The organism is Schinkia acidoalkalinis, from assembly GCF_054301215.1.
Map to the genome: position 1 here is coordinate 3815769 of NZ_CP182573.1, position 22569 is coordinate 3838337.

Here is a 22569-nt window from a genome sequence, read left to right on the forward strand (position 1 = left end):
TAAGCTGATTAGAATATTCAAAATAGATCCCTCCACATTGAAGTTTTGTGTTATCAAATAACACTACGTTTATTGTTCATCCGGGGGAAAAAGTTATACCTTCAACTTATAGTAAGATGAGGCTAACTATTTTTTGAAACCAACCACACGTAGTCTTTTGTAATCGGCAATCCAGTTCCCATTTACAAACATCGCATCCCTTACATTGTTTTCAGCGTTTTCGATAATCGCGCGTTTGGTTTCATCAGCTAGACCATCAAACATCAACCCTCCAAACATCTCAAGCCAATCTTTTAGTCCGTTTTCACCTTCCAACACAGTTGGCCGTTCAAAGTGATAGGCATAAACTACCTGAAACCCGACCTCCTCCATTAGCGTTGAGTAATCACCGATACTAGGAAAATACCATGGGAACTTTTCTTCACTGAAGGCCAGTCCAAACCTTTGGAATTGGTTTCTTACTTCATTGGTAATCATTTGGACATTGCCGTTACCCCCCAACTCAGCAACAAACCGCCCGCCATTCCTTAGACTTTGATATATATTTTCTAATGCCTGCTTGGGTTCCTTAATCCAGTGTAATACTGCATTTGAAAAAACGGCATCTAGCTCAAGCGTATATGGTAAATCCAGGGCATCACATACGTGAAATGGAATTTTCGGATATTTATTTTTTGCTTGCTCTACCATATTAGCTGACTTATCAACACCTATTACTTTAACCCCAGCATCATAAAGTTTTTTTGCCAAATCACCTGTACCGCAGCCTAAGTCTAGAATTTTCTCGTCTCTTTTTGGTGCCAATAATTCAACCACATCAATACCATAGTTTGAAACAAAGGAATGTTTGTTATCATAAAGATTTGCATTCCACTGATCATTTACACTAATTTTTCCCATCAGAAGCCCCCCTAAATTGTTTTGAATAACCTAACCCGTTATATGAATTATAAATAGAAAGTTATATAATGGGAATTAACTATTTTGCGGAAAATTAATAACGGTTCGTTATAAGAGAGGGAAGACCGTAATGGAAATCAACTGGCTAAAAACGTTTATTATTGCTGCTCAAACAGAGAATTTCAGAAAAACATCTGAAGAGCTTTTTTTAACACAGCCCGCAGTTACGAAGCATATACAAAGACTTGAGGAGCACCTTCAAATTCAATTATTTCAAAGGAATGGGAAAAAGGTTAATCTGACACCAGCAGGGTACCGATTTTTAAAGCACGCTCAAAAAATAGTGTTAGCTTATAATGAGGGAATGAAAGATTTTCAATCATGGAAACAAGGCTATAGCCAAAAACTGATGATTGCGGTAGCACCGCAAATAGCTGCATCGGTATTGCCGTCCTTACTTCGAAATTTTATAAAGCAATATCCTACCATTGAAGTCATTATTAATATTGTAAAATCTTTTGACATTGGTGAAGAGGTTTATGCGGGAAGAGCAGATGTAGGTTTATCTAGAATAAAGCCAATTCAGTCCAATCTAAACTGCGATACTATTCATGAGGAAAATGTGATTTTAGTTGCTCCTAATCCGGGAGTTAATGAAACTGCTTCTTATTGTGAAAAAAACATGCTGGAGAAATTTAGGCTTATTACCCATAATCACCCTGAATATTGGGATTCGCTTTTAGTTGAAGTGAAAAAACACTATCCCACTGTTCAAACGATGGAGGTTACGCAAGTGGAAGTAACAAAGCGATTCATTGAAGAAGGGTTTGGGATTTCATATTTACCATTCACAATGGTAAAAAAGGAGATTCAGGAGCAAAGAATGATTGAAGTACCCCAAGACCAGGTTGTTTCGCCAAAATCGTCAACATACCTTGTTACAAAAATTGATACCGAGGAAGTAATTCTGTTTTCGGAATTTATTGAAACTGCATTATTACAGTTGTAAAAAATGCTCAGAGGTAACTTTACTCTGAGCATTTTCCGTCTATTATTTTAAATTCAACAATGTCTGCTTCATTTCGTCTTCCATTTTTATTAATTCCTGCTCCGCTTGCTGGCGCTTCATTCGTCCTTCGTGCTGAATGCGGATGGTTTCTTGTAAGGTGGTAATTAAATTTTCCTGTGTTTTTTTCAATGTTTCAATATCCACTATTCCGCGTTCGTTTTCAATGGCGGCTTCGATGCTGTTTGTTTTTAACATTTCTGCATTTTTTAATAGCAGTTCATTCGTGGTCTTGCTGACTTGTTTTTGTGCTTCAACAGCACGTTTTTGGCGATATAGTGTTAGGGCAATGGTAATTTGGTTTTTCCATAGCGGAATCGCCGTTAAAATCGATGCTTGTATTTTTTCCACTAAGGCTTGATTCATGTGTTGAATCATCCGGATTTGCGGAGCACTTTGTATGGTGATTTGCCGACTCAATTTTAAATCATGCAGCCGTTTCTCAAGCCTGTCCGCAAAATGAACCAAATCATTTAAGTCTTGGTAAACCATTTGATTATCAGATTCTTCCGCTTTTTGTTTAAGCGCCGGAATATCTTTTGAATGGAGCTCCTCCAATTTCAATTCACCGGCAGCTAAATAAATATTTAAGCCATCAAAGTATTCCTTGTTTTTTTGAAACAATTCCTCAAGCATACGGTTATCATTGATGAGTGTATTTTTCTGATGATCAAGTTTTACACCAATCTTATCAATTTGTGATCCGATTTTTTGGTACTTAGACATAATCTCATTAACGGAACTAGATACCTTATTAAACATACGCTGGAAAAAGTTCTTCTTTTCTCCGCTTAATTCTTCAGGATTTACTTGTTCAAGCTTCTGCATCAGTTCTTTCAATACGTCTCCGATAGGTCCTGTATCTTTGTTCTGCACGTGCTCCAGCATCGAATGGGAGAAGTTCGATAGTTTTGATTGGGCAGCTGTTCCAAATTGGACAATAGCCTGTTGATCCTTTGGATTAATTTGGTTTGCCAATTGAACTGCTTTTTCACGGTATTCAATAGGCAATGTATCAATCAAGCGTTTCGGTTTATCCTCCTGAAAAGCAACGGCAGGTTCATTTTCAATTTCTCCAAATGGGTTTGCTAGTAAATCGGATAGGGCATCGTTTGTATTATTTGTGTTCTGTGTTTTCACTTCATTACTCATTATGATTTATTACTCCTTTCGTCGGGGACTAGATTTTTTTCACGATGAACAGGGTCTGTAAAATTAATTTTGATTGATGACGGTTGTTCATTTAAAAGCTTTTGGTTTGTTTCTTGATGATCTGTATGGTTATTAATGGTTGTTGGGCTTGAATCATCTTGAAGACTAGTATCTCTTTCCTGTGTTTTCTTTGCCACATCAAGCTCCATATTTAATGTTTCGATGTCATTAGACAGGACCGTTAGTAAATCATCGTCAAGTGATTTTTTGAGTTTTTCTAATGTCTGTTCCGTCTCTGATAGGGACATACGTACTTCAAAATCTTTTACATTTTGACGTGAAAGAAAGACATATCGTTCCGATAATTCGACAACGGAATCTAAATGATAAAAGAAAAACCGCTCGGCCTGATAGAATCGTTTTGGCTCATTTTTTACAATTTGATAAATTTGTTTCACTAGTCGTTGTAGGGTACCGATTAGTTTTGCGGTACGGAACGAGCGAATGCTTAGGATGGCTTTGTTAAGCCGTTTAATCTTTTGATGTGCCTCTTTTAAGTTGTGTTTAATATATTGAAATTCCTTTTTGGTTAAATTGTTTTGATTTAGTAGTTTATGATGTTCACGGCGTTTTAAGATGTAGTTCGTCACGCCACCTGCAACCATCGCCGATAAAGAGGCCATCCAAAAAGATTGCTCAAATCCAAAATAGGTGGTAGGCCAAACAACTGCAAAAACAGTTAATGACACAACACTTCGAAATAAGAAAGATAATATCGATTTCATAAAAATGCGCTCCTACATTTGAGTAATTTCACTTACTACTATTATACGACAAAGTTATTAGACAAGTTTCATTAGAAGAAGTAATTTTATAGACAAACTTTATCAGAAATAGGATAAATATCCTATCTTTGACAAATATTGTAACCTTTTGCTGTGAATTTCGTAATACATGATGGGAGTAGGGATTACATGTCCAAAGAATTGTCTCTGCTCACTATATCCCACAAAGGAGTGGTTTACAACAATGTGGAGCATCATTTGGCTAATTTTAGGTGGTATTATTCTTTTTATTCTACTTGTTGGTGGAGGTGTCGGCTTCTTTATTTTCAAAAAACGGTATCGCACAGCAAGCTCCAACCAAGCATTAATAATTACTGGACCCAACTTAGGGAATCCGGAAAATGATCAGCGCATCTTTGAGGATGAAAATGGCAGAAGCCTGAAAATTATTCGTGGTGGCGGGATCCGCTTACGGATGTTTCAGACATGTACTCCAGTTGATTTAAATTCATTTCAAATTAAACTAACAACGCCAAAGGTTTATACAGCACAAGGTGTCCCGGTCATTGCCGATGCGATTACGTCTGTGAAAATTGCCGATTCGTTGCATGGTATTGCCAACTATGCTGAACAATTTTTAGGGAAAAAACAACCTGAAATTGAGGAAGAAGTCTCAAAAGTGTTGGGGACGAATCTTCGGGCTATTTTATCAAAATTAACAGTTGAAGAGATAAATAATGACCGTGAATCCTTTAATCAGCAAGTACAGGAAATCGCCCAAAAAGAGCTTGATAATATGGGCTTTAAGATTACCTCATTTGGGTTGGATGACCTGCGTGATGCTGATGAGGAGAATGGTTATTTAGAAAATTTAGGCCGTCCACGAATAGCAGAAATTCGCAAAAAAGCGGATATGGCAGAATCAGATGCCGAAAAAGAAACACGTATCTACAAAGCGAAAAATGATCAAGAAGCGCAGGATGAGGAAAATAAACGATTAACTGTTATTGCGGAATCAAAGAAAGAAAAAGATATTAAAGAGGCGCAAATAAAAGAAGAAACGGAAAGAGCCCGGGCAAAAGCAGAACAATCCTATGAATTGGAAAAAGCGAAACTCGCCCAACAAGTGAAAGAAGAAGAGATGAAGATTAAGTACATTGAACGGCAAAGGCAAGTTGAATTGGAGCTGGAAGAACAAAAACGCCGTAAAACGTTGGCTGATTCTGACGCTTATGATATTAAGGCAAAGGCCGAAGCTGAAGCGGAAAAAGCACGGATTGATGGGGAGACGAAAGCACTTATTGAAAAGCAAAAGGGGCTTGCCGAAGCAGCCGTTATTCGCGAACGTGGTCGGGCAGAGGCAGAAGCCAAGGAATTAATGGCGCAAGCAATGGAGAAATATGGGGATGCCTCCGTCCTAGAAATGTTCATAGACATGCTGCCTAAATACGCCCGTGAGGTTGCCCAGCCGCTATCGAAAATAGAAGGAATGAAGGTGATCGATATGGGTGGCTCAGAATCAAGCGGGGCCGTTAAAATCACAAACAACGTAACGAAAACAATGGTAGGATTACAAGAAAGTTTAAAAGAAACAACGGGGATGGATATAAAGGCAATGCTCGAAAGCTTTGTATCTCGCGGAAATATGAACCATCATTTTGATCAACCAAAATCAGAAATTGTTGTAAGTGGGGAAGCCAGGAAGGTTGAAGGTTCTGACGTGAAACAATAACATTAAAAATGGCTGTCTCCGAGCGGAGCAGCCGTTTTTTTCGTTGCGGAAGAAACTAAGATTGTAATGACTAATTTAACTAATGATATTATCTACAATCTGAATGACTTCTTCCCGTTTCAATTTTTCTTGATTATTTTCGATTACATTTAATGTTCCATATGCAAGCGCTAATGGAATGGAACAAAATTCATAGATAGGTTTTGATTTAATGGCAAGAATATATTCATCTGCTTGGGCAAGTTGTTTTTTTGCATATGCAAACATTTTTTCTTGAGTCCAACCCTCTGGAAAAAATGAGACACCGCGATCAAGGTCCTCATTTTGGTTGCGGATGATGTTCACCGCCTGTAAGCCTCGTCCGAAGGCTACGGCTAGATTTGTATCGGTGTCAGTATCATCATGCCATTTCCACAGAACCGATAAAAGCTCGCCAACTAAACCAGCGACGACATATGTATAATCATCAAGATCCTCTTCAGTTTGCACAAGCCAATTTCGTTCTGCCCAAGACGCCATCCCTAGAGCCATTTTTGAAATGAAAAAACGTACCTTTGTTGAAATTTCCTCAGGGATAAGGCTGAGCCAATCCTCAATCCGTACAGTTACCTCCGGCAAAATATCATCATATGAAGCAAATAAAGGGGAGAGGGAAAGTTCATCGTTCAATATTTGCGCACCTATTAGGTTTAATAGCTGAATTTTATCTTCTTTTGGTAGAAGTGGATGATCCTCTATTTCATCAATGCTTCGCATACAAAGGTATGCAGCCATTACGACGTGATGTAGTGAGCCTTCCAAACGAGAAATTGGAATAGCAAAAGTACGGCTTGTTTCAGCAAGCATCTTTTGTGCTTCCTGTATTAATGCTTGTCTATCTTTCATAGGATTTCCCTCATTTCTTTCGTGGTAATCTTCTATATTTAGAAGAGCTCAAATGTATGTAATTCTATCATAAAAGAATTTCTGGAAATGAGCCACATTTAACGTGACGAAAATAGCACATTTTATACATATATATATCATTATCTTTAACAAATTTTAACAAAAAAATAAGGAGTACCCCATTTTAACAAAAATTCACAAACTATTTACTATTTTACCAGAAATAACATAACAAATGGTGATATTGTAAAAATGAAGGAGTACCTCCATTTCAAAAATATTTTGATATACAAAAACTCACTACGATAAGGTAGGAGTGATAATCATGGAAAAGGAAAGAGGTTTTACATTAGTTGAAATATTGGTATCAATTGTAATTCTATCTGTTATTGTGCCAATATTTTTTCAATTCTTCGTCGTTTCCCAAAAGGTAACAACGAATAACGAAGACAAACTAGTAGCAATAACGGTCGCTGAAGATGTTTTAGATCGTATTAAGCATAATTTATACCCGGAATTAGTAGGTAAGGGAAGGGGTATTTATACAGGTGATGATTGCACCGGTACAAATAAAGATGAATGTCTAAAACGATACAATATTGAGAGAAATCATAATCATTATGTTATTCAAATTGAAATTGTAGAAGATGGTCCAGAAAATGTTGTGGGATTGAAATTAGTGGAGGTCAAGGTTTTTGACGATAACGGTTATTTCAAAAGTAGTGTGAAAGGATTTGTGGAATTATGAATAAAAGAATCGTCACATCTCCAAAAGGATTTACCCTCATCGAAATTCTAGCTTCACTTGCTATTATATCTATCATTTCGGTTGCGATCGTAGGCAATTTACTAGGTGGTATGAAAAGTTTTCAAAGGGTCAATGATGAAGTCTTGCTGCATGACGAGGCAAACCAAGTCATGTCACAATTTACAAATTATATAATGGAAGCCACATTAATTGAAGATGTTGAACAATCTGACTCTGCTTCACTCATAAGGATAACAAATTACGATGGGGTCCAAACTGAAATAGGATTTAAGAATAATCAAGCTGTCATTAATGGAGCTGTCATTCACCCTTCTACTTATAGTTTTCCAAGCGGGGGAGTTGGCACTGATACATCAAAGATTATAGTACAAGATGATACCGTTTTTATTAAGATGGTCATTCAGGACGAGCAATTGATCTCCCATAAAAAACTTGAATTAGAAAATGAAGTTTCTTATATAAAGTTTTACAAAGAAACGGAGTGATTTTGAATGAAACTTAATGAGGAAGGATCAACCATGATCTTAGTGTTATTGGTGATTCTTGTATTCACAGTACTGGGTTTGGCCTTAATGGGGAATGTGGCGAATGAATCCGTACGGGTGTCTACAACGGAATCAACGATGCAGGCACGTAACTTAGCAAAAAACGGCCTTACTTATTTTGAGTATGACCTAAAAAAATATATAAAAGAAAATAATCCTTCATCATTAAACCTTGGAAGCTTTTTTAATAATTATAGGGATTGGGTCATGATTGGTGATCCATGGAGTGAAAGCAAACCAGAAGAGGTTAAAATTAAAGCAGAGCTACTAACGGAACTTAACGGAAAAGATAGAATCCTCTTAATGGACGGAAATAAGCAAGTGGACAAAGTGAAAGGATATCTTGTAAAGGTTTATAGTCAAGGTACTGATAATACCAGCAAAAAAACGGTAACAGGATATTATGCTTTAACCTATGATCTTGATATTGATACAAAAACGGAAGCTTTAGCTGATTTTAGCAATGCGACAGCTATTAATTTTAGTAAATCTAATGTACTTGGCTTAGGTTTATTATCAGATTTGCTGAACTTATCTTTGTTACAAGTTCCTGGCAGCAGTAGCCAGTATTACGAAGTTCCTGATAGCAATATTTTGAGTGCAAACTTACTTGGTATTCCTTTATTAAAGCTTGGTACAGGGGATTTCTCAAAGATGGAGGATCATCAAGTTATTGCTACAAGGGAAGGTAATTTATTAGGGGCTAGTCTTATAAATGATAATGTAACTTTAGATTTATTAAATTATAAAGACGAAGCCGATACGAACGTCATCATAAATGGAAAGTACACCAATTACCTTCTCGGAATCCCGATTTCAACAGATTATAAGGACATAGACTTCAAGAAATTTGCGATAATGGGTAATGGGTTAATTATTCCGCAAGGGGCTGGGGAACGAAAATTCACCTTTCGAGAAGGGCTCTATGTAAATAAGTCTTTAGGTATAGGCGGTAATTATGGGAGGCTATTGCTAGGTGGGGACATGGCGGTTCAAAAAGATGCAGTAATCGAGAATGTAAATTTAAAAGTTAGGGATTTAAATATATATGCTCATGGAAATGCGTCAATTGAAAATGCATGTATTCAACCTGAAACTAATAGCGGTAAGTTTGGATTATTTGCAAAGGGAAAATTAACAATATACGTAAAGGATGGCTGTAATACACTAAAGGGCCTATTTTATGCTAAAGAAGGAATAGAAATCATTACAAATGGGAAACCGTTGTCTATTGACGGGGGGATTATTGGTAATTTAAAAGTGGATGTTCCTGAAAAATTAACAATCAAACAAAACCCAGATTCTGCAAAAAATGAAATGATTACGAACATAAAATTAACACAAATTGGGCAAATGTTTAGGGAATAAATGAATAATGTAGAGAGGGTTGTCTCGATCAAAGTAATGTCTAAAGTTCACCCTGAAACTATGCAGCAGGGTGGAATTAATGGAAATGAGCCAGCCCTCTTTGTCCGTTGTACGTATCACGTTGGTCGGCCATGCTTAATTATGGTATATTAAGCAAAAGTTCATTATTGGGAAAGGGAACAGAATGAATATTGATTATTGGTCATTGAACAAAGTTCCTTTTTAAGTTCATACTCGGTTGCTTCATATAATTGACGACCATCTGGCATTTTAAACAAACCGATATTTAAAAGGATATCAATGAAGTAGTCTTTCCCTTCACTGTTGTTATAAAACATAAATCCTCACCTCTTAATGTAAGCGTTTACAATAATAATTATAATTTCTATATAAATTTTTGTCAATGCTTAAATCACCTAAAAAATTTTAAAAAGTTACGATTCTGCAAAGGAAATTTATTGTTAATGTCGAATAATTCAGGTTGGAATTGAATAAATGGAAAAGTAGGAATGTTTTAATATGTTTGATTTTATTACGAAAATTGCAACGAATCTGTTTTTTATTTTGTTTTTAATTCTTTTATACCAGCATTGGTCTGAAAAGCGGGATTGGTCGAAACGTGCAAAATATGCTGCAGTTTTCCTCTTCGGAGCCTCGGGTATTCTATTATGCATGAAGTTTACGATACCAGAAGGCAATGGTTTAGTATTTGATTTACGATATATTCCCTTTATTATTAGTGGATTATATGGGGGGCCTGTAGTTATGATAGGCCTTTATTTTATTATGCTTCTTTTCCGCCTAATGCTAGGTGGATTTGCTGGATTTATAATAACTTTAGTTACTTCAACACTCTTAACCATCTTTATAATTGGGATTAGAAAAAGTTTTGCAAATTGGTCGATAGTTGAGAAAACCTTATTTACGATCTCATTAGGTACATATACTCCCTTACTAGTTGCTGTCATGACTGAACTGATTTATCCGTCGTCGAAAATGTACCAAGGGTCATGGTTTGTCTATATAACAGCATATTTGGTTGGGACATGGCTTACCACAAAAATTATTGAGGATATCCGTCATCATGAAATTGTTCAAAGAAAGTTGATTCGAAATGAAAAGCTTGAAGCTGTTAGCCATCTTGCCTCAAGCATATCACACGAAGTACGAAATCCGTTGACAACAAGTAGAGGATTTATGCAGCTTTTAAGTGAGCAGGATGTACCAGACCAATTTAAGGATTATATTAATATAGCCATTGATGAAATTGACAGAGCAGCCAACATCATCCAAGATTATTTAACATTTGCAAAACCATCACCTGAGAAAATTGAAATTCTCCAAGCTAAGTCCGAGCTTCAGCGTGCTATTGATGTAATGCAGCCCTTTGCTAATTTAAATAATGTAACGATTCATGCCCAATTTGTAGAGGGATTCATTAAGGGGGAAAGCTCCCGCCTTCAGCAATGCCTTGTAAACTTAATGAAAAATGCAATTGAAGCGATGCCGAATGGGGGCAAACTAACTATTTGCTCTTCAATAGTTAATCATAATGTAATGTCTATCAAAATTAAGGATACAGGAATTGGTATGGATGAAAAACAGCTATCACGTCTTGGGGAGCCCTATTTTTCAACGAAGGAAATAAAGGGAACAGGACTTGGGATGATGGTTGTATACCGAATCATTGAATCTATGAATGGTATGGTCCAAGTTGTAAGCGAAGTAGGGAAAGGAACATGCTTTACTATCATACTTCCTTTGAAAAAAGAAGGAAAAGAGAAGCTTCATCTAACACAAGAAGTGGTGTAGTTTAATAAAAAAAAATTGAAAAAACTGCTGAGTATGCTTTTCATGGCTCCGCGTTTTTTTTATAAATGTCTTTTTTTGTGTTTTGTAATAGAAATGTTGAATCTACGAGCAAATTCCCTTTGAAAATTATGGTAATGTAAAATTGAAAAAGTAAAGATCGTACGTGATAGTACCGCTACCTTAAACGAAAGAGGGAGTGAACGATGGTAAACTCTAACTGGAAGAGTGAAACTGCAGAAAGAATCGAAAATGTGCTATTTTCAATGAAAGAAAAAGAAGCACAAAAATATAAAGTTGGTATACTTGCAAGGGTTGTTCAACGTTTGCATCAGTTCTCCCAAGACGGCTGTACAGAATGTGAAAGTTTAAAAGAAAATATTAATGAAATGCTCTTGTTTTTAGAGCAAAAAAATGAAATTGGTGTTAAGCAATATAAATTGATTTTCCGAACTACTAGTAAACATTTGGTAAAAAAGCATGCTTTAGTTGAGGAAGGGTATTATTTAAGCTTGTGTGCAGGATATGGATTATTATTCGGAGCAGTTTTATCCACTTTGTATGATTTTGCCATTGCTTTTGGGATATTAATTGGAATTGTAGTTGGTTTGAAATTAGATGAAAAGGCAAAAAAAGAAGACAAGGTCATTTAAAAGACTCGGCTAATAAGATTGTTATTTCTAAAAGAACTAGTAAAGGTATTGTAGGAGAAAAATGAGTAAATGGGGGAATATCATTGGGGAAGAGAATACTCCGCGGGCATCATCTTCTGTGTGTGCACGGTTTTCGTGGAATGGGCTATAGTCCGACTTTTGTTGAAAAAATGAGCCAAGTGGTAGAAGAAATTAGGAATCCTGAACTGGACTATCCAATTCAAGTGGTTCAGGGCTTGGATGAAACTTGCTCCTATTGCCCAAATAAAGGGGACGGCTTTTGTAACGCACCAAAGGCAGATGCTTTTGTTATGGGTTTAGACCATAAAATAATTAGCCATCTTGGTATTCAAAGTGGCGCTGTTTATAATAAAAGTGAGCTAGTTTCACTTGTTGCGAAGAAAGTTAAACCGGATGATCTTGATTATTTATGCGAAGGTTGTTCATGGCTCAACTATGGAGTTTGTAAGGAAGGTATTGCAAAATTAAATCATTCATCTTTATTAAAATAATGAAGTACCAGTTTTTAATGCTGGTGCTTTTTTCATTTATTGCATAAAAAATGCCCATTATTGGAAAAAATAACATTTAGTTTAGAGACTAATGTTCTCTTTCTAGGAGGCTTTTATGATGCAGGAAAATCCATGGATGTCGGTTGGGAAACCAGAACAAAGAATTGATGCTCTTGAAAAAGCTACCGGTATAACAAAATACACAGCGGATTTCTATGCCCCCGGCTTAGCGCATGCCAAATTAGTTACTAGTACATATGCTCATGCAAAAATAAAATCGATAGATCTAACTGAAGCATGGAAAGTCCAAGGGGTTCGTGCTATTGTTACCGGAAAAATGTTTCCTTTTCATATCGGTCCAATCTTAGCAGATCGCCCTCCTTTGGCCTATGAAAAGGTTCGCTATTATGGAGAGCCCGTTGCTATTGTTGTTGCTGACCATGAATATCAGGCTAAAAAAGCGGTTGGACTTGTAAAAGTTGAGTATGAAGCGCTACCTGTTATAAATACTGTCCAGGAGGCCTTCCAAAATAAAACTACATTGGTACATGAGAATTCCGGACAATACATGAAAATCATTAGCAATGTATACCCGGTCCAGGGCACAAATATTGGGAGCCATATTAAAATCCGTAAAGGTAACTTTCTGGAAGCATGGGAGAATTGCGAGGTAAAGGTGAAAAATACATACTCTTTTAATCTTTCCGACCATGCAGCAGTCGAAACGCGCTGTGCACGAGTGGAAATAAATCCGGCTGGTCAAGTCATCGTTCACTCAACAACCCAGTCGCCTTTTACTATCAAAAAAGTATTAAATCAATTTTTTAATGTGGATGTGGGGAAAATCGTTGTACATGCTCCGATGATTGGCGGGGCTTTTGGAGGAAAAGGAACTGTTCAGTTGGAACCACTTGCTTATCTAGCTTCAAAGGCTGTAGGAGGAAAAATGGTTGTGCTTAACTATAGCCGTGAAGATGATTTAATGACTGCACCAGGTCATATTGGGCTGGAAGCAACGATTGCGCTTGGGGCGACAAAAGAAGGAAAGCTTATTGCTGGACAATATACATATTTGATTGATTCCGGTGCCTATACGGACCAAGCAGCAGGTATAACAAGAGCCATGGCCCTTGATTGCACCGGTCCATATAATGTGCCCAATGTTTGGTGCGACTCCTACTGTATGTACACCAACCACCCGTACGCAACCTCTTTCCGTGGTTACGCACATCCGGAGCTAACCTTTACGGTCGAGCGGACGATGGAACAGCTTGCCCAAAAATTAAACATCGATCCAATTGTAATAAGAAAAATCAATGCTATCAAACCGGGAGCTTCTTCTCCGACACAGACGAACCTGAATGCTAATAATATTGGCGATGTCGAAAAATGTATTGATCGGGCTAAAGAATTGATTCATTGGGAAGAAGGACAAAGGCTGGAAATTACAAATGGCAAGGTTAGAGCAAAGGGCTTTAGTACTTTTTGGAAAACATCTACAACAGCAACGAATGCACAATCTGGGGCCTTTTTAAAATTTGAAGCAGATGGCAGCGTTAATTTAAATTGTGCTGCGATTGAATTGGGTCAGGGAACGAAGACAGTCTTAGCACAAATGGTCGCGGAACGATTAAAAATGGATATCCAAAAAGTCCATGTTACCATGGAGGTGAATACCCAATATGATCCGCATCAGTGGCGAACTGTGGCCAGCAGTACAACTTTTTTAGCGGGAAGAGCCGTTCTGTCTGCTTGTAATGATGCTATATCACAATTAAAAAAGACCGCGGCCATCGCTTTGCAATGTACGGCAGAGGACTTGGAGGTTGGTGGTGGATGTGTCTACCTGAAACCGAGTCCTGAATATGGGGTGAAAATCCAAGATGTTGCGTTGGGATATAAATATCCGAATGGTCATGCAGTAGAAGGTCAAATTGTTGGCCATGGGAAATATATTCAACGTCATTTAACCCCCATGGATAAAGATACAGGTTTTGGAAAACCTGGTCCGTGGTGGTCGGTCGGTGCCCAAGCCGTTGAAGTGGAACTGGATACATCAGACTTTACCTATAAAATTTTAAAAGCGGTTACGGTCCTCGATGGTGGAAAGATTATTAACCCAGCCACGGCAACCCAGCAAATGCGAGGTGGAATGTACCTGGGTTTAAGTTTTGCAAGTATGGAAGCATTTGTTTTTGATGAAAAAGGAATTGTTCAAAACCCGCAACTAAGAACATATCAAATCATGAGATTTGGAGAACAGCCATTGGAATACCTTGTTGACTTTATTGAAACCCCATCTGCGGATGGTCCCTATGGCGCTCGTGGGATTGGCGAATATGGGGTGATTGGCATGCCAGGTGCTTTAGCAAATGCCCTATCTACTGCGGCAAAAGTTGAGTTAAGCCATTTGCCGCTCATTCCTGAGCAAATCTGGAAAGCCTGGAAGGAGAAGCTAACATGATCCCGTTTGATTTTGAATATTATCGCCCCGATACCATTCAAGATGCTATGAAAATTTATCAAAAAATAAAAGGGGAAGGGAAGGTTGCCATTTTTTATAATGGTGGAACGGAATTTATTACGTTTGCACGGTTAAATATGATTATTGCTGATGCTGTCATTGATATTAAAGGGATTCCAGAATGCAATGTCCTTGAAATTCAAAATGAGCAACTAGTTATTGGTGTTGCTATCTCCCTTACTAAAATTTCGGAGTCAAATATCTTTCCACTCCTTGGACAAGGTGTAAAAAAAATTGCGGACCATACATCACGAAACAAAATCACGTTGGGCGGAAATATGAACAGTCGTTTGATATACAGGGAAAGTATATTACCCCTTTTGATAACGGAGGCGAAGGTAAAAATAGTGGGGGAAGAAGGAGAATCAATTCTTCCTATACAGGATATTTTTGATAAAGAATTAAAATTAACAGAAGGTCAGCTACTGTTGCAAATTTTAGTTGACAGTTCTTATTTAGATTTGCCATTTTTCAGTTTAAAAAAGACAAAGATGTCGAAAGTGGGATATCCAATCGTATCTATAGCAGCAATCATCAAAGATCAGAAACTACGGTTCGCTATTAGTGGTGCATGTGATTACCCCTTTAGGTCGGTAGAAGTAGAAGCGGCCCTAAACGACACTTCTTTAAAAAAGGAAGAACGGGTTAATCAGGCCATTTCACTATTCCCTGCTGCCATCATTGATGATTTACTGGGGTCTAAAGAATACCGAGAATTTGTGTTAAAAAATACTTTGATTGAAGCGTTAGACACATTGGAGGTTGCACAAGCATGATTTCAAATGGTAGCTCTAAATCAGTTGTAAAATTACATGTGAATGGCGATACACACGAGGTTATGATTCGCTCAGCTGATACCTTGCTACAAACACTACGAGAACAACTTGGATTAACAGGAGCAAAGCGTGCCTGCGAAAACGGCGATTGCGGTGCTTGTACCGTCTTAGTAAATGGAGAACCTACCCATTCTTGTCTTTCACTTTCAATAGAGGCCGTTCAACAACAAGTTATGACCATTGAAGGGCTGCCTAGTAATTATATTCAGAATGCTTTTATTGAAAATTGGGCGATACAATGTGGGTTTTGCACCCCCGGCTTTGTGCTAAACACCTATGCACTAGCACAAAAACATCCCGATGCAAGTGATGATGTGATTGAGGAATGGATGCAATCAAATTTGTGCCGTTGTACTGGGTACCAGGAAATTAAAGAGGCAATAAAAACTGTTTTACATCATTCTAAAAATGAATCTGCTTCGTAGAAAAAGAAAGTGGTTGGCTTCGTCTCCTAGACGAATGACGCAATGATTCCGACCCTACAAGATAATTTACTAAATGTGTAGGAATACCACCACTACGAGCCAAAATAGCAGAAACGAATTCGAGTTTTAATTGTTCTGCTATTTTGGTTAGGAATTATTATGTTATTTGCAATTTACCGCTTGTACATTAAAAGAGGCCGACTTACACTTTTGCAAGGTCAGCTCTTTCGTACTAGCCTTTTTTAAAGCTATTGTTGCCTTCATTTAGTGATTCTACAAGACTAAGTGTTTGTGATGCTTGTTCAATTTGTTGTTGGACTTGCTCTAACTGCTGCTGTTGTGCTGAATGTGCTTGTGATATTGCAATTCCTTGCATAATATTGATTTGCTGGACGGCCTGCTGAAGCTGCTGACTGGCTTGAAGCATAGCCTGTGTGTTCATCATCGATGCGTTTTGCTTAATCGTTGAAACTGCTTGCTGCATGGTTTGTAATGCTTGTTGCTTTTGTGCTTGAAATTGTTGCTCCATCATCGGCTGGTCTTCTTGTTGCTGCTGTACCTGTTGCAGGACTTTCTGCTGTTGTTTTTTCACTAAATAACTCCTTTCTACTTCCTTTGTTATAGAATGTAATTACACTTAGTTTTCTAAAAATGAATCATTTCTATCCAATAGTCTTGATTTTTTATTGAAATATGTTATTATTTAATTCCTGCCGGTGAAAATAGGTGGGGAAATATTAGAAATTGAAATAAAATTTTTAAATATATATATATTGACTTCTGCGAAAAAGAGTTATACAATAAATATTGTTGTTGATAGATTAAAAGAATTTATTAATGATTAATTATACGGAGGGGTAGCGAAGTGGCTAAACGCGGCGGACTGTAAATCCGCTCCCTGTGGGTTCGGCGGTTCGAATCCGTCCCCCTCCACCATCTTAATAGGGGCATAGTTTAACGGTAGAACTGAGGTCTCCAAAACCTCCAGCGTGGGTTCGATTCCTACTGCCCCTGCCAAGAATATGGCGACTGTGGCGAAGTGGTGAACGCACCGGATTGTGGCTCCGGCACTCGTGGGTTCGATCCCCATCAGTCGCCCCTAAATTTAAGCGGAAGTAGTTCAGTGGTAGAACACCACCTTGCCAAGGTGGGGGTCGCGGGTTCGAATCCCGTCTTCCGCTCCATGGCGGCATAGCCAAGTGGTAAGGCAGAGGTCTGCAAAACCTTTATCCCCGGTTCAAATCCGGGTGTCGCCTCTTATGAATTATTAATTTCATAGATTCGATTGATTAAAACAAAAAAAGTTTGACTTATTCCGAACTTGATGGTATGATGGTTTTTGTTGCTTTAATAAAGAAAACGAAATGATCTTTGAAAACTAAACAAAATGTCAAGCGTGCAAATAAAGTTGAACATTAAGTTCAACGCAAGTCAGTATTTGAAGAGTTAAGGTTCATCGGCTAAAACCGTCACATCCTGTGACAACGCCGATGTTAGCACATCCATGTGCGTCAAACACTTTTTGGAGAGTTTGATCCTGGCTCAGGACGAACGCTGGCGGCGTGCCTAATACATGCAAGTCGAGCGGATGACGAGGAGCTTGCTCCTCTGATTCAGCGGCGGACGGGTGAGTAACACGTGGGCAACCTGCCTGTAAGACTGGGATAACTTCGGGAAACCGGAGCTAATACCGGATAACTCATGAGACCACATGGTCTTTTGATAAAAGATGGTTTCGGCTATCACTTACAGATGGACCCGCGGCGCATTAGCTAGTTGGTGAGGTAACGGCTCACCAAGGCGACGATGCGTAGCCGACCTGAGAGGGTGATCGGCCACACTGGGACTGAGACACGGCCCAGACTCCTACGGGAGGCAGCAGTAGGGAATCTTCCGCAATGGACGAAAGTCTGACGGAGCAACGCCGCGTGAGCGATGAAGGCCTTCGGGTCGTAAAGCTCTGTTGTTAGGGAAGAACAAGTATCAGTTAACTGCTGGTACCTTGACGGTACCTAACGAGAAAGCCACGGCTAACTACGTGCCAGCAGCCGCGGTAATACGTAGGTGGCAAGCGTTGTCCGGATTTATTGGGCGTAAAGCGCGCGCAGGCGGTTCTTTAAGTCTGATGTGAAAGCCCCCGGCTCAACCGGGGAGGGTCATTGGAAACTGGGGAACTTGAGTGCAGAAGAGAAGAGCGGAATTCCACGTGTAGCGGTGAAATGCGTAGAGATGTGGAGGAACACCAGTGGCGAAGGCGGCTCTTTGGTCTGTAACTGACGCTGAGGCGCGAAAGCGTGGGGAGCAAACAGGATTAGATACCCTGGTAGTCCACGCCGTAAACGATGAGTGCTAAGTGTTGGAGGGTTTCCGCCCTTCAGTGCTGCAGCTAACGCATTAAGCACTCCGCCTGGGGAGTACGGTCGCAAGACTGAAACTCAAAGGAATTGACGGGGGCCCGCACAAGCGGTGGAGCATGTGGTTTAATTCGAAGCAACGCGAAGAACCTTACCAGGTCTTGACATCCTCTGACAATCCTAGAGATAGGACTTTCCCTTCGGGGACAGAGTGACAGGTGGTGCATGGTTGTCGTCAGCTCGTGTCGTGAGATGTTGGGTTAAGTCCCGCAACGAGCGCAACCCTTGTCCTTAGTTGCCAGCATTCAGTTGGGCACTCTAGGGAGACTGCCGGTGACAAACCGGAGGAAGGTGGGGATGACGTCAAATCATCATGCCCCTTATGACCTGGGCTACACACGTGCTACAATGGATGGTACAAAGGGAAGCAAGACCGCGAGGTGGAGCCAATCCCATAAAGCCATTCTCAGTTCGGATTGTAGGCTGCAACTCGCCTACATGAAGCCGGAATCGCTAGTAATCGCGGATCAGCATGCCGCGGTGAATACGTTCCCGGGCCTTGTACACACCGCCCGTCACACCACGAGAGTTTGTAACACCCGAAGTCGGTGGGGTAACCTTTTGGAGCCAGCCGCCTAAGGTGGGACAGATGATTGGGGTGAAGTCGTAACAAGGTAGCCGTATCGGAAGGTGCGGCTGGATCACCTCCTTTCTAAGGGAAATAGAAAAGCGGAAGCGACCGTTTAGCGACGTATAAACTGGAGCGCATCGACTGAGATAAAGGAAACACGACGAATGAAAGTGAGTCGATGTTGACTTATCGTAGGGAGATGAGCGAAGTTTACTAGTCGCTGGGAGCTGTAGCTGGACAGTGAGCCACGTTCTGACATTTTGTTTAGTTTTGAGAGAGCATTTCTCTCAACAAATGAATATTTTAGCTTGCGCTAAAATAATTGCGCCTGTGTCTGCTAGCGGATTCGAAGAAGTGAATTCCTCGGCGCAAGGCAGCATGTAGTAGCTCACTGATGTTTAGTCATGATGTGATTGATGTCAGTAGCCTTGTTCCTTGAAAACTAGATAATCGTAAACATTCATATTTACTGTAAGAAAGTTCTTATTAGCACTTGTACTATTTATTAGTGAGTGCAGTGAGATGAATTAGAAGCGAGGAGTACGCGGAGGCGAGCTTCTGAGGACCGGAGTGTACGTTTAAAGGGTACATGAGGACCGCAGGAAGCGAAGCCGACAAAGTAATCCGAAGCTTATCATTCGTCGAACAGGTTAAGTTAGTAAGGGCGCACGGTGAATGCCTTGGTACTAGGAGCCGATGAAGGACGGGACTAACACCGATATGCTTCGGGGAGCTGTAAGTAAGCTTTGATCCGGAGATTTCCGAATGGGGAAACCCGCTGTTCGTAATGGGACAGTATCTTTACCTGAATACATAGGGTATTGAAGGCAGACCCGGGGAACTGAAACATCTAAGTACCCGGAGGAAGAGAAAGCAAATGCGATTTCCTTAGTAGCGGCGAGCGAAACGGAAACAGCCCAAACCAAGAGGCTTGCCTCTTGGGGTTGTAGGACACTCTATACGGAGTTATAAAGGAATGAAGTAGGTGAAGTGGTCTGGAAAGGCCAGCCGAAGAAGGTAACAGCCCTGTAGCTGAAACTTCGTTCCCTCTTGAGTGGATCCTGAGTACGGCGGGACACGTGAAATCCCGTCGGAAGCTGGGAGGACCATCTCCCAAGGCTAAATACTCCCTAGTGACCGATAGTGAACCAGTACCGTGAGGGAAAGGTGAAAAGCACCCCGGAAGGGGAGTGAAAGAGATCCTGAAACCGTGTGCCTACAAGTAGTTGGAGCCCATTCAAGGGTGACAGCGTGCCTTTTGTAGAATGAACCGGCGAGTTACGATCCCGTGCAAGGTTAAGTCGAAGAGACGGAGCCGCAGCGAAAGCGAGTCTGAATAGGGCGTCAAGAGTACGTGGTCGTAGACCCGAAACCAGGTGATCTACCCATGTCCAGGTTGAAGTCCAGGTAACACTGGATGGAGGACCGAACCCACGCACGTTGAAAAGTGCGGGGATGAGGTGTGGGTAGCGGAGAAATTCCAATCGAACTTGGAGATAGCTGGTTCTCCCCGAAATAGCTTTAGGGCTAGCCTTAAGGTAAGAGTCTTGGAGGTAGAGCACTGATTGGACTAGGGGCCCCCATCGGGTTACCGAATTCAGTCAAACTCCGAATGCCAAAGACTTATCCTTAGGAGTCAGACTACGAGTGATAAGGTCCGTGGTCAAAAGGGAAACAGCCCAGATCACCAGCTAAGGTCCCAAAGTGTACGTTAAGTGGCAAAGGATGTGGAGTTGCCCAGACAACCAGGATGTTGGCTTAGAAGCAGCCACCATTTAAAGAGTGCGTAATAGCTCACTGGTCGAGTGACTCTGCGCCGAAAATGTAACGGGGCTAAACGTACCACCGAAGCTGTGGATTGACACTTACGTGTCAGTGGTAGGGGAGCGTTCTAAGGGCTTTGAAGCTAGACCGAAAGGACTGGTGGAGCGCTTAGAAGTGAGAATGCCGGTGTGAGTAGCGAAAAGACAGGTGAGAATCCTGTCCATCGAAAGCCTAAGGTTTCCTGAGGAAGGCTCGTCCGCTCAGGGTTAGTCGGGACCTAAGCCGAGGCCGAAGGGCGTAGGCGATGGCCAACAGGTTGATATTCCTGTACCACCTCTTTACCGTTTGAGCAATGGAGGGACGCAGTAGGATAGGGCAAGCGCGCCGTTGGTTGTGCGCGTCCAAGCAGTTAGGCTAATGAGTAGGCAAATCCGCTCATTGTAAAGGCTGAGCTGTGATGGCGAGGGAAAATAGTACCGAAGTTCCTGATTCCACACTGCCAAGAAAAGCTTCTAGCGAGGTAGAAGGTGCCCGTACCGCAAACCGACACAGGTAGGCGAGGAGAGAATCCTAAGATGCGCGAGAGAACTCTCGTTAAGGAACTCGGCAAAATGACCCCGTAACTTCGGGAGAAGGGGTGCTCTGGTAGCGTGCAAGCGCGAGAGAGCCGCAGTGAATAGGCCCAAGCGACTGTTTAGCAAAAACACAGGTCTCTGCGAAGCCGTAAGGCGAAGTATAGGGGCTGACACCTGCCCGGTGCTGGAAGGTTAAGAGGAGGGGTTATCCTTTACGGAGAAGCTCTGAATCGAAGCCCCAGTAAACGGCGGCCGTAACTATAACGGTCCTAAGGTAGCGAAATTCCTTGTCAGGTAAGTTCTGACCCGCACGAAAGGTGTAACGACTTGGGCACTGTCTCAACGAGAGACTCGGTGAAATCATAGTACCTGTGAAGATGCAGGTTACCCGCGACAGGACGGAAAGACCCCATGGAGCTTTACTGCAGCCTGATATTGAATTTTGGTACAGCTTGTACAGGATAGGTAGGAGCCTGAGATACGTGAGCGCCAGCTTACGTGGAGGCATCGGTGGGATACTACCCTGGCTGTATTGAAATTCTAACCCACGCCCCTGATCGGGGCGGGAGACAGTGTCAGGTGGGCAGTTTGACTGGGGCGGTCGCCTCCCAAAGAGTAACGGAGGCGCCCAAAGGTTCCCTCAGAATGGTTGGAAATCATTCGCAGAGTGTAAAGGCACAAGGGAGCTTGACTGCGAGACCTACAAGTCGAGCAGGGACGAAAGTCGGGCTTAGTGATCCGGTGGTTCCGCATGGAAGGGCCATCGCTCAACGGATAAAAGCTACCCTGGGGATAACAGGCTTATCTCCCCCAAGAGTCCACATCGACGGGGAGGTTTGGCACCTCGATGTCGGCTCATCGCATCCTGGGGCTGTAGTCGGTCCCAAGGGTTGGGCTGTTCGCCCATTAAAGCGGTACGCGAGCTGGGTTCAGAACGTCGTGAGACAGTTCGGTCCCTATCCGTCGTGGGCGCAGGAAATTTGAGAGGAGCTGTCCTTAGTACGAGAGGACCGGGATGGACGCACCGCTGGTGTACCAGTTGTCTTGCCAAAGGCATCGCTGGGTAGCTATGTGCGGACGGGATAAGTGCTGAAAGCATCTAAGCATGAAGCCCCCCTCGAGATGAGATTTCCCATTCGTAAGAAGTAAGATCCCTCAGAGACGATGAGGTAGATAGGTCTGAGGTGGAAGCGTAGCGATACGTGGAGCTGACAGATACTAATCGATCGAGGACTTAACCAAATAGAAAAGTGGAGGCGCCTGTTCAGCGACGTATGGACTGGA

Annotated in this window: 17 protein-coding genes, 5 tRNA genes and 2 rRNA genes; 18 read left to right on the forward strand and 6 right to left on the reverse strand. The window is 41.0% G+C overall.

Annotation, left to right across the window (positions count from 1 at the left end; all coding sequences use genetic code 11):
• Window positions 1-126: 126 nt before the first annotated feature.
• On the reverse strand, window positions 127-900 hold the full coding sequence (locus tag ACNQFZ_RS19440; RefSeq protein WP_458412960.1) for a class I SAM-dependent methyltransferase: 774 nt from the start codon (window positions 898-900) through the stop codon (window positions 127-129).
• Window positions 901-1030: 130 nt separating this feature from the next.
• Between ACNQFZ_RS19440 and ACNQFZ_RS19445 the strand changes: the two genes are divergently transcribed.
• Window positions 1031-1909: a LysR family transcriptional regulator gene (locus ACNQFZ_RS19445; RefSeq protein ID WP_458412961.1), complete on the forward strand. Its 879-nt coding sequence runs from the start codon at window positions 1031-1033 to the stop codon at window positions 1907-1909.
• Between the two features lie 42 nt (window positions 1910-1951).
• Here the strand turns inward: ACNQFZ_RS19445 and ACNQFZ_RS19450 are convergent, their stop codons facing one another.
• Both ACNQFZ_RS19450 and ACNQFZ_RS19455 read right to left on the reverse strand, forming a co-directional pair.
• A complete protein-coding gene (locus tag ACNQFZ_RS19450; RefSeq protein WP_458412962.1) occupies window positions 1952-3118 on the reverse strand; it encodes a toxic anion resistance protein in 1167 nt (388 codons plus the stop codon).
• Window positions 3118-3903: a 5-bromo-4-chloroindolyl phosphate hydrolysis family protein gene (locus ACNQFZ_RS19455; RefSeq protein ID WP_458412963.1), complete on the reverse strand. Its 786-nt coding sequence runs from the start codon at window positions 3901-3903 to the stop codon at window positions 3118-3120. Before ACNQFZ_RS19455 ends, ACNQFZ_RS19450 begins: the two co-directional genes overlap by 1 nt.
• A 244-nt stretch (window positions 3904-4147) precedes the next feature.
• Here ACNQFZ_RS19455 and ACNQFZ_RS19460 point away from each other — a divergent pair, with 244 nt between their 5' ends.
• On the forward strand, window positions 4148-5635 hold the full coding sequence (locus ACNQFZ_RS19460) for a flotillin family protein (protein ID WP_458412964.1): 1488 nt from the start codon (window positions 4148-4150) through the stop codon (window positions 5633-5635).
• A gap of 75 nt (window positions 5636-5710) precedes the next feature.
• On the opposite strand, the gene ACNQFZ_RS19465 is transcribed toward ACNQFZ_RS19460, so the two are convergent.
• Window positions 5711-6520: a squalene/phytoene synthase family protein gene (locus ACNQFZ_RS19465; protein WP_458412965.1), complete on the reverse strand. Its 810-nt coding sequence runs from the start codon at window positions 6518-6520 to the stop codon at window positions 5711-5713.
• Window positions 6521-6845: 325 nt separating this feature from the next.
• Here ACNQFZ_RS19465 and ACNQFZ_RS19470 point away from each other — a divergent pair, with 325 nt between their 5' ends.
• The 3 genes from ACNQFZ_RS19470 to ACNQFZ_RS19480 are packed head-to-tail and all read left to right on the forward strand — an operon-like array spanning window position 6846 to window position 9202.
• Window positions 6846-7268: a type IV pilus modification PilV family protein gene (locus tag ACNQFZ_RS19470; RefSeq protein ID WP_458412966.1), complete on the forward strand. Its 423-nt coding sequence runs from the start codon at window positions 6846-6848 to the stop codon at window positions 7266-7268.
• Window positions 7265-7774: a prepilin-type N-terminal cleavage/methylation domain-containing protein gene (locus ACNQFZ_RS19475; RefSeq protein ID WP_458412967.1), complete on the forward strand. Its 510-nt coding sequence runs from the start codon at window positions 7265-7267 to the stop codon at window positions 7772-7774. Before ACNQFZ_RS19470 ends, ACNQFZ_RS19475 begins: the two co-directional genes overlap by 4 nt.
• Before the next feature lie 6 nt (window positions 7775-7780).
• Window positions 7781-9202 (forward strand): hypothetical protein, encoded by a 1422-nt coding sequence (locus ACNQFZ_RS19480; protein ID WP_458412968.1) that lies wholly within the window; start codon window positions 7781-7783, stop codon window positions 9200-9202.
• 164 nt (window positions 9203-9366) lie between these two features.
• On the opposite strand, the gene ACNQFZ_RS19485 is transcribed toward ACNQFZ_RS19480, so the two are convergent.
• Entirely contained in the window at window positions 9367-9540 is a 174-nt protein-coding gene (locus tag ACNQFZ_RS19485; RefSeq protein ID WP_458412969.1) for a Fur-regulated basic protein FbpA, read from the reverse strand.
• Between the two features lie 181 nt (window positions 9541-9721).
• Between ACNQFZ_RS19485 and ACNQFZ_RS19490 the strand changes: the two genes are divergently transcribed.
• The 6 genes from ACNQFZ_RS19490 (at window position 9722) to ACNQFZ_RS19515 (ending at window position 15961) form a co-directional block, all read left to right on the forward strand.
• Window positions 9722-11014 carry an ATP-binding protein gene (locus tag ACNQFZ_RS19490; protein ID WP_458412970.1) on the forward strand — a complete coding sequence of 431 codons (1293 nt, stop codon included), beginning with the start codon at window positions 9722-9724 and terminating at the stop codon, window positions 11012-11014.
• Between the two features lie 203 nt (window positions 11015-11217).
• Entirely contained in the window at window positions 11218-11664 is a 447-nt protein-coding gene (locus ACNQFZ_RS19495; RefSeq protein WP_458412971.1) for a hypothetical protein, read from the forward strand.
• An 83-nt stretch (window positions 11665-11747) separates the two neighbouring features.
• Window positions 11748-12176 carry a DUF1284 domain-containing protein gene (locus tag ACNQFZ_RS19500; RefSeq protein WP_458412972.1) on the forward strand — a complete coding sequence of 143 codons (429 nt, stop codon included), beginning with the start codon at window positions 11748-11750 and terminating at the stop codon, window positions 12174-12176.
• A gap of 118 nt (window positions 12177-12294) precedes the next feature.
• A complete protein-coding gene (locus ACNQFZ_RS19505) occupies window positions 12295-14640 on the forward strand; it encodes a xanthine dehydrogenase family protein molybdopterin-binding subunit (RefSeq protein WP_458415449.1) in 2346 nt (781 codons plus the stop codon).
• On the forward strand, window positions 14637-15476 hold the full coding sequence (locus ACNQFZ_RS19510) for an FAD binding domain-containing protein (protein ID WP_458412973.1): 840 nt from the start codon (window positions 14637-14639) through the stop codon (window positions 15474-15476). Before ACNQFZ_RS19505 ends, ACNQFZ_RS19510 begins: the two co-directional genes overlap by 4 nt.
• The gene (locus ACNQFZ_RS19515; RefSeq protein ID WP_458412974.1) at window positions 15473-15961 is read left to right on the forward strand and encodes a (2Fe-2S)-binding protein; all 489 of its coding nucleotides are present in this window, start codon (window positions 15473-15475) and stop codon (window positions 15959-15961) included. Before ACNQFZ_RS19510 ends, ACNQFZ_RS19515 begins: the two co-directional genes overlap by 4 nt.
• A 232-nt stretch (window positions 15962-16193) precedes the next feature.
• On the opposite strand, the gene ACNQFZ_RS19520 is transcribed toward ACNQFZ_RS19515, so the two are convergent.
• A complete protein-coding gene (locus ACNQFZ_RS19520) occupies window positions 16194-16553 on the reverse strand; it encodes a hypothetical protein (protein ID WP_458412975.1) in 360 nt (119 codons plus the stop codon).
• 259 nt (window positions 16554-16812) lie between these two features.
• Between ACNQFZ_RS19520 and ACNQFZ_RS19525 the strand changes: the two genes are divergently transcribed.
• The 7 genes from ACNQFZ_RS19525 to ACNQFZ_RS19555 all read left to right on the forward strand — a co-directional run bounded on the left by ACNQFZ_RS19525 (window position 16813) and on the right by ACNQFZ_RS19555 (window position 22527).
• A tRNA-Tyr gene (locus tag ACNQFZ_RS19525) sits at window positions 16813-16897 on the forward strand.
• Window positions 16898-16904: 7 nt separating this feature from the next.
• Window positions 16905-16978: transfer RNA gene (locus tag ACNQFZ_RS19530), tRNA-Trp, on the forward strand.
• An 8-nt stretch (window positions 16979-16986) separates the two neighbouring features.
• Window positions 16987-17059: transfer RNA gene (locus ACNQFZ_RS19535), tRNA-His, on the forward strand.
• Window positions 17060-17070: 11 nt separating this feature from the next.
• Window positions 17071-17145, forward strand: a tRNA-Gly gene (locus tag ACNQFZ_RS19540).
• A 1-nt stretch (window position 17146) separates the two neighbouring features.
• A tRNA-Cys gene (locus ACNQFZ_RS19545) sits at window positions 17147-17217 on the forward strand.
• A 263-nt stretch (window positions 17218-17480) separates the two neighbouring features.
• Window positions 17481-19027, forward strand: a 16S ribosomal RNA gene (locus tag ACNQFZ_RS19550).
• 567 nt (window positions 19028-19594) lie between these two features.
• Window positions 19595-22527: ribosomal RNA gene (locus ACNQFZ_RS19555) — 23S ribosomal RNA — on the forward strand.
• Together the 16S and 23S rRNA genes with 5 tRNA genes alongside form the textbook arrangement of a ribosomal RNA operon.
• Window positions 22528-22569: the final 42 nt, after the last annotated feature.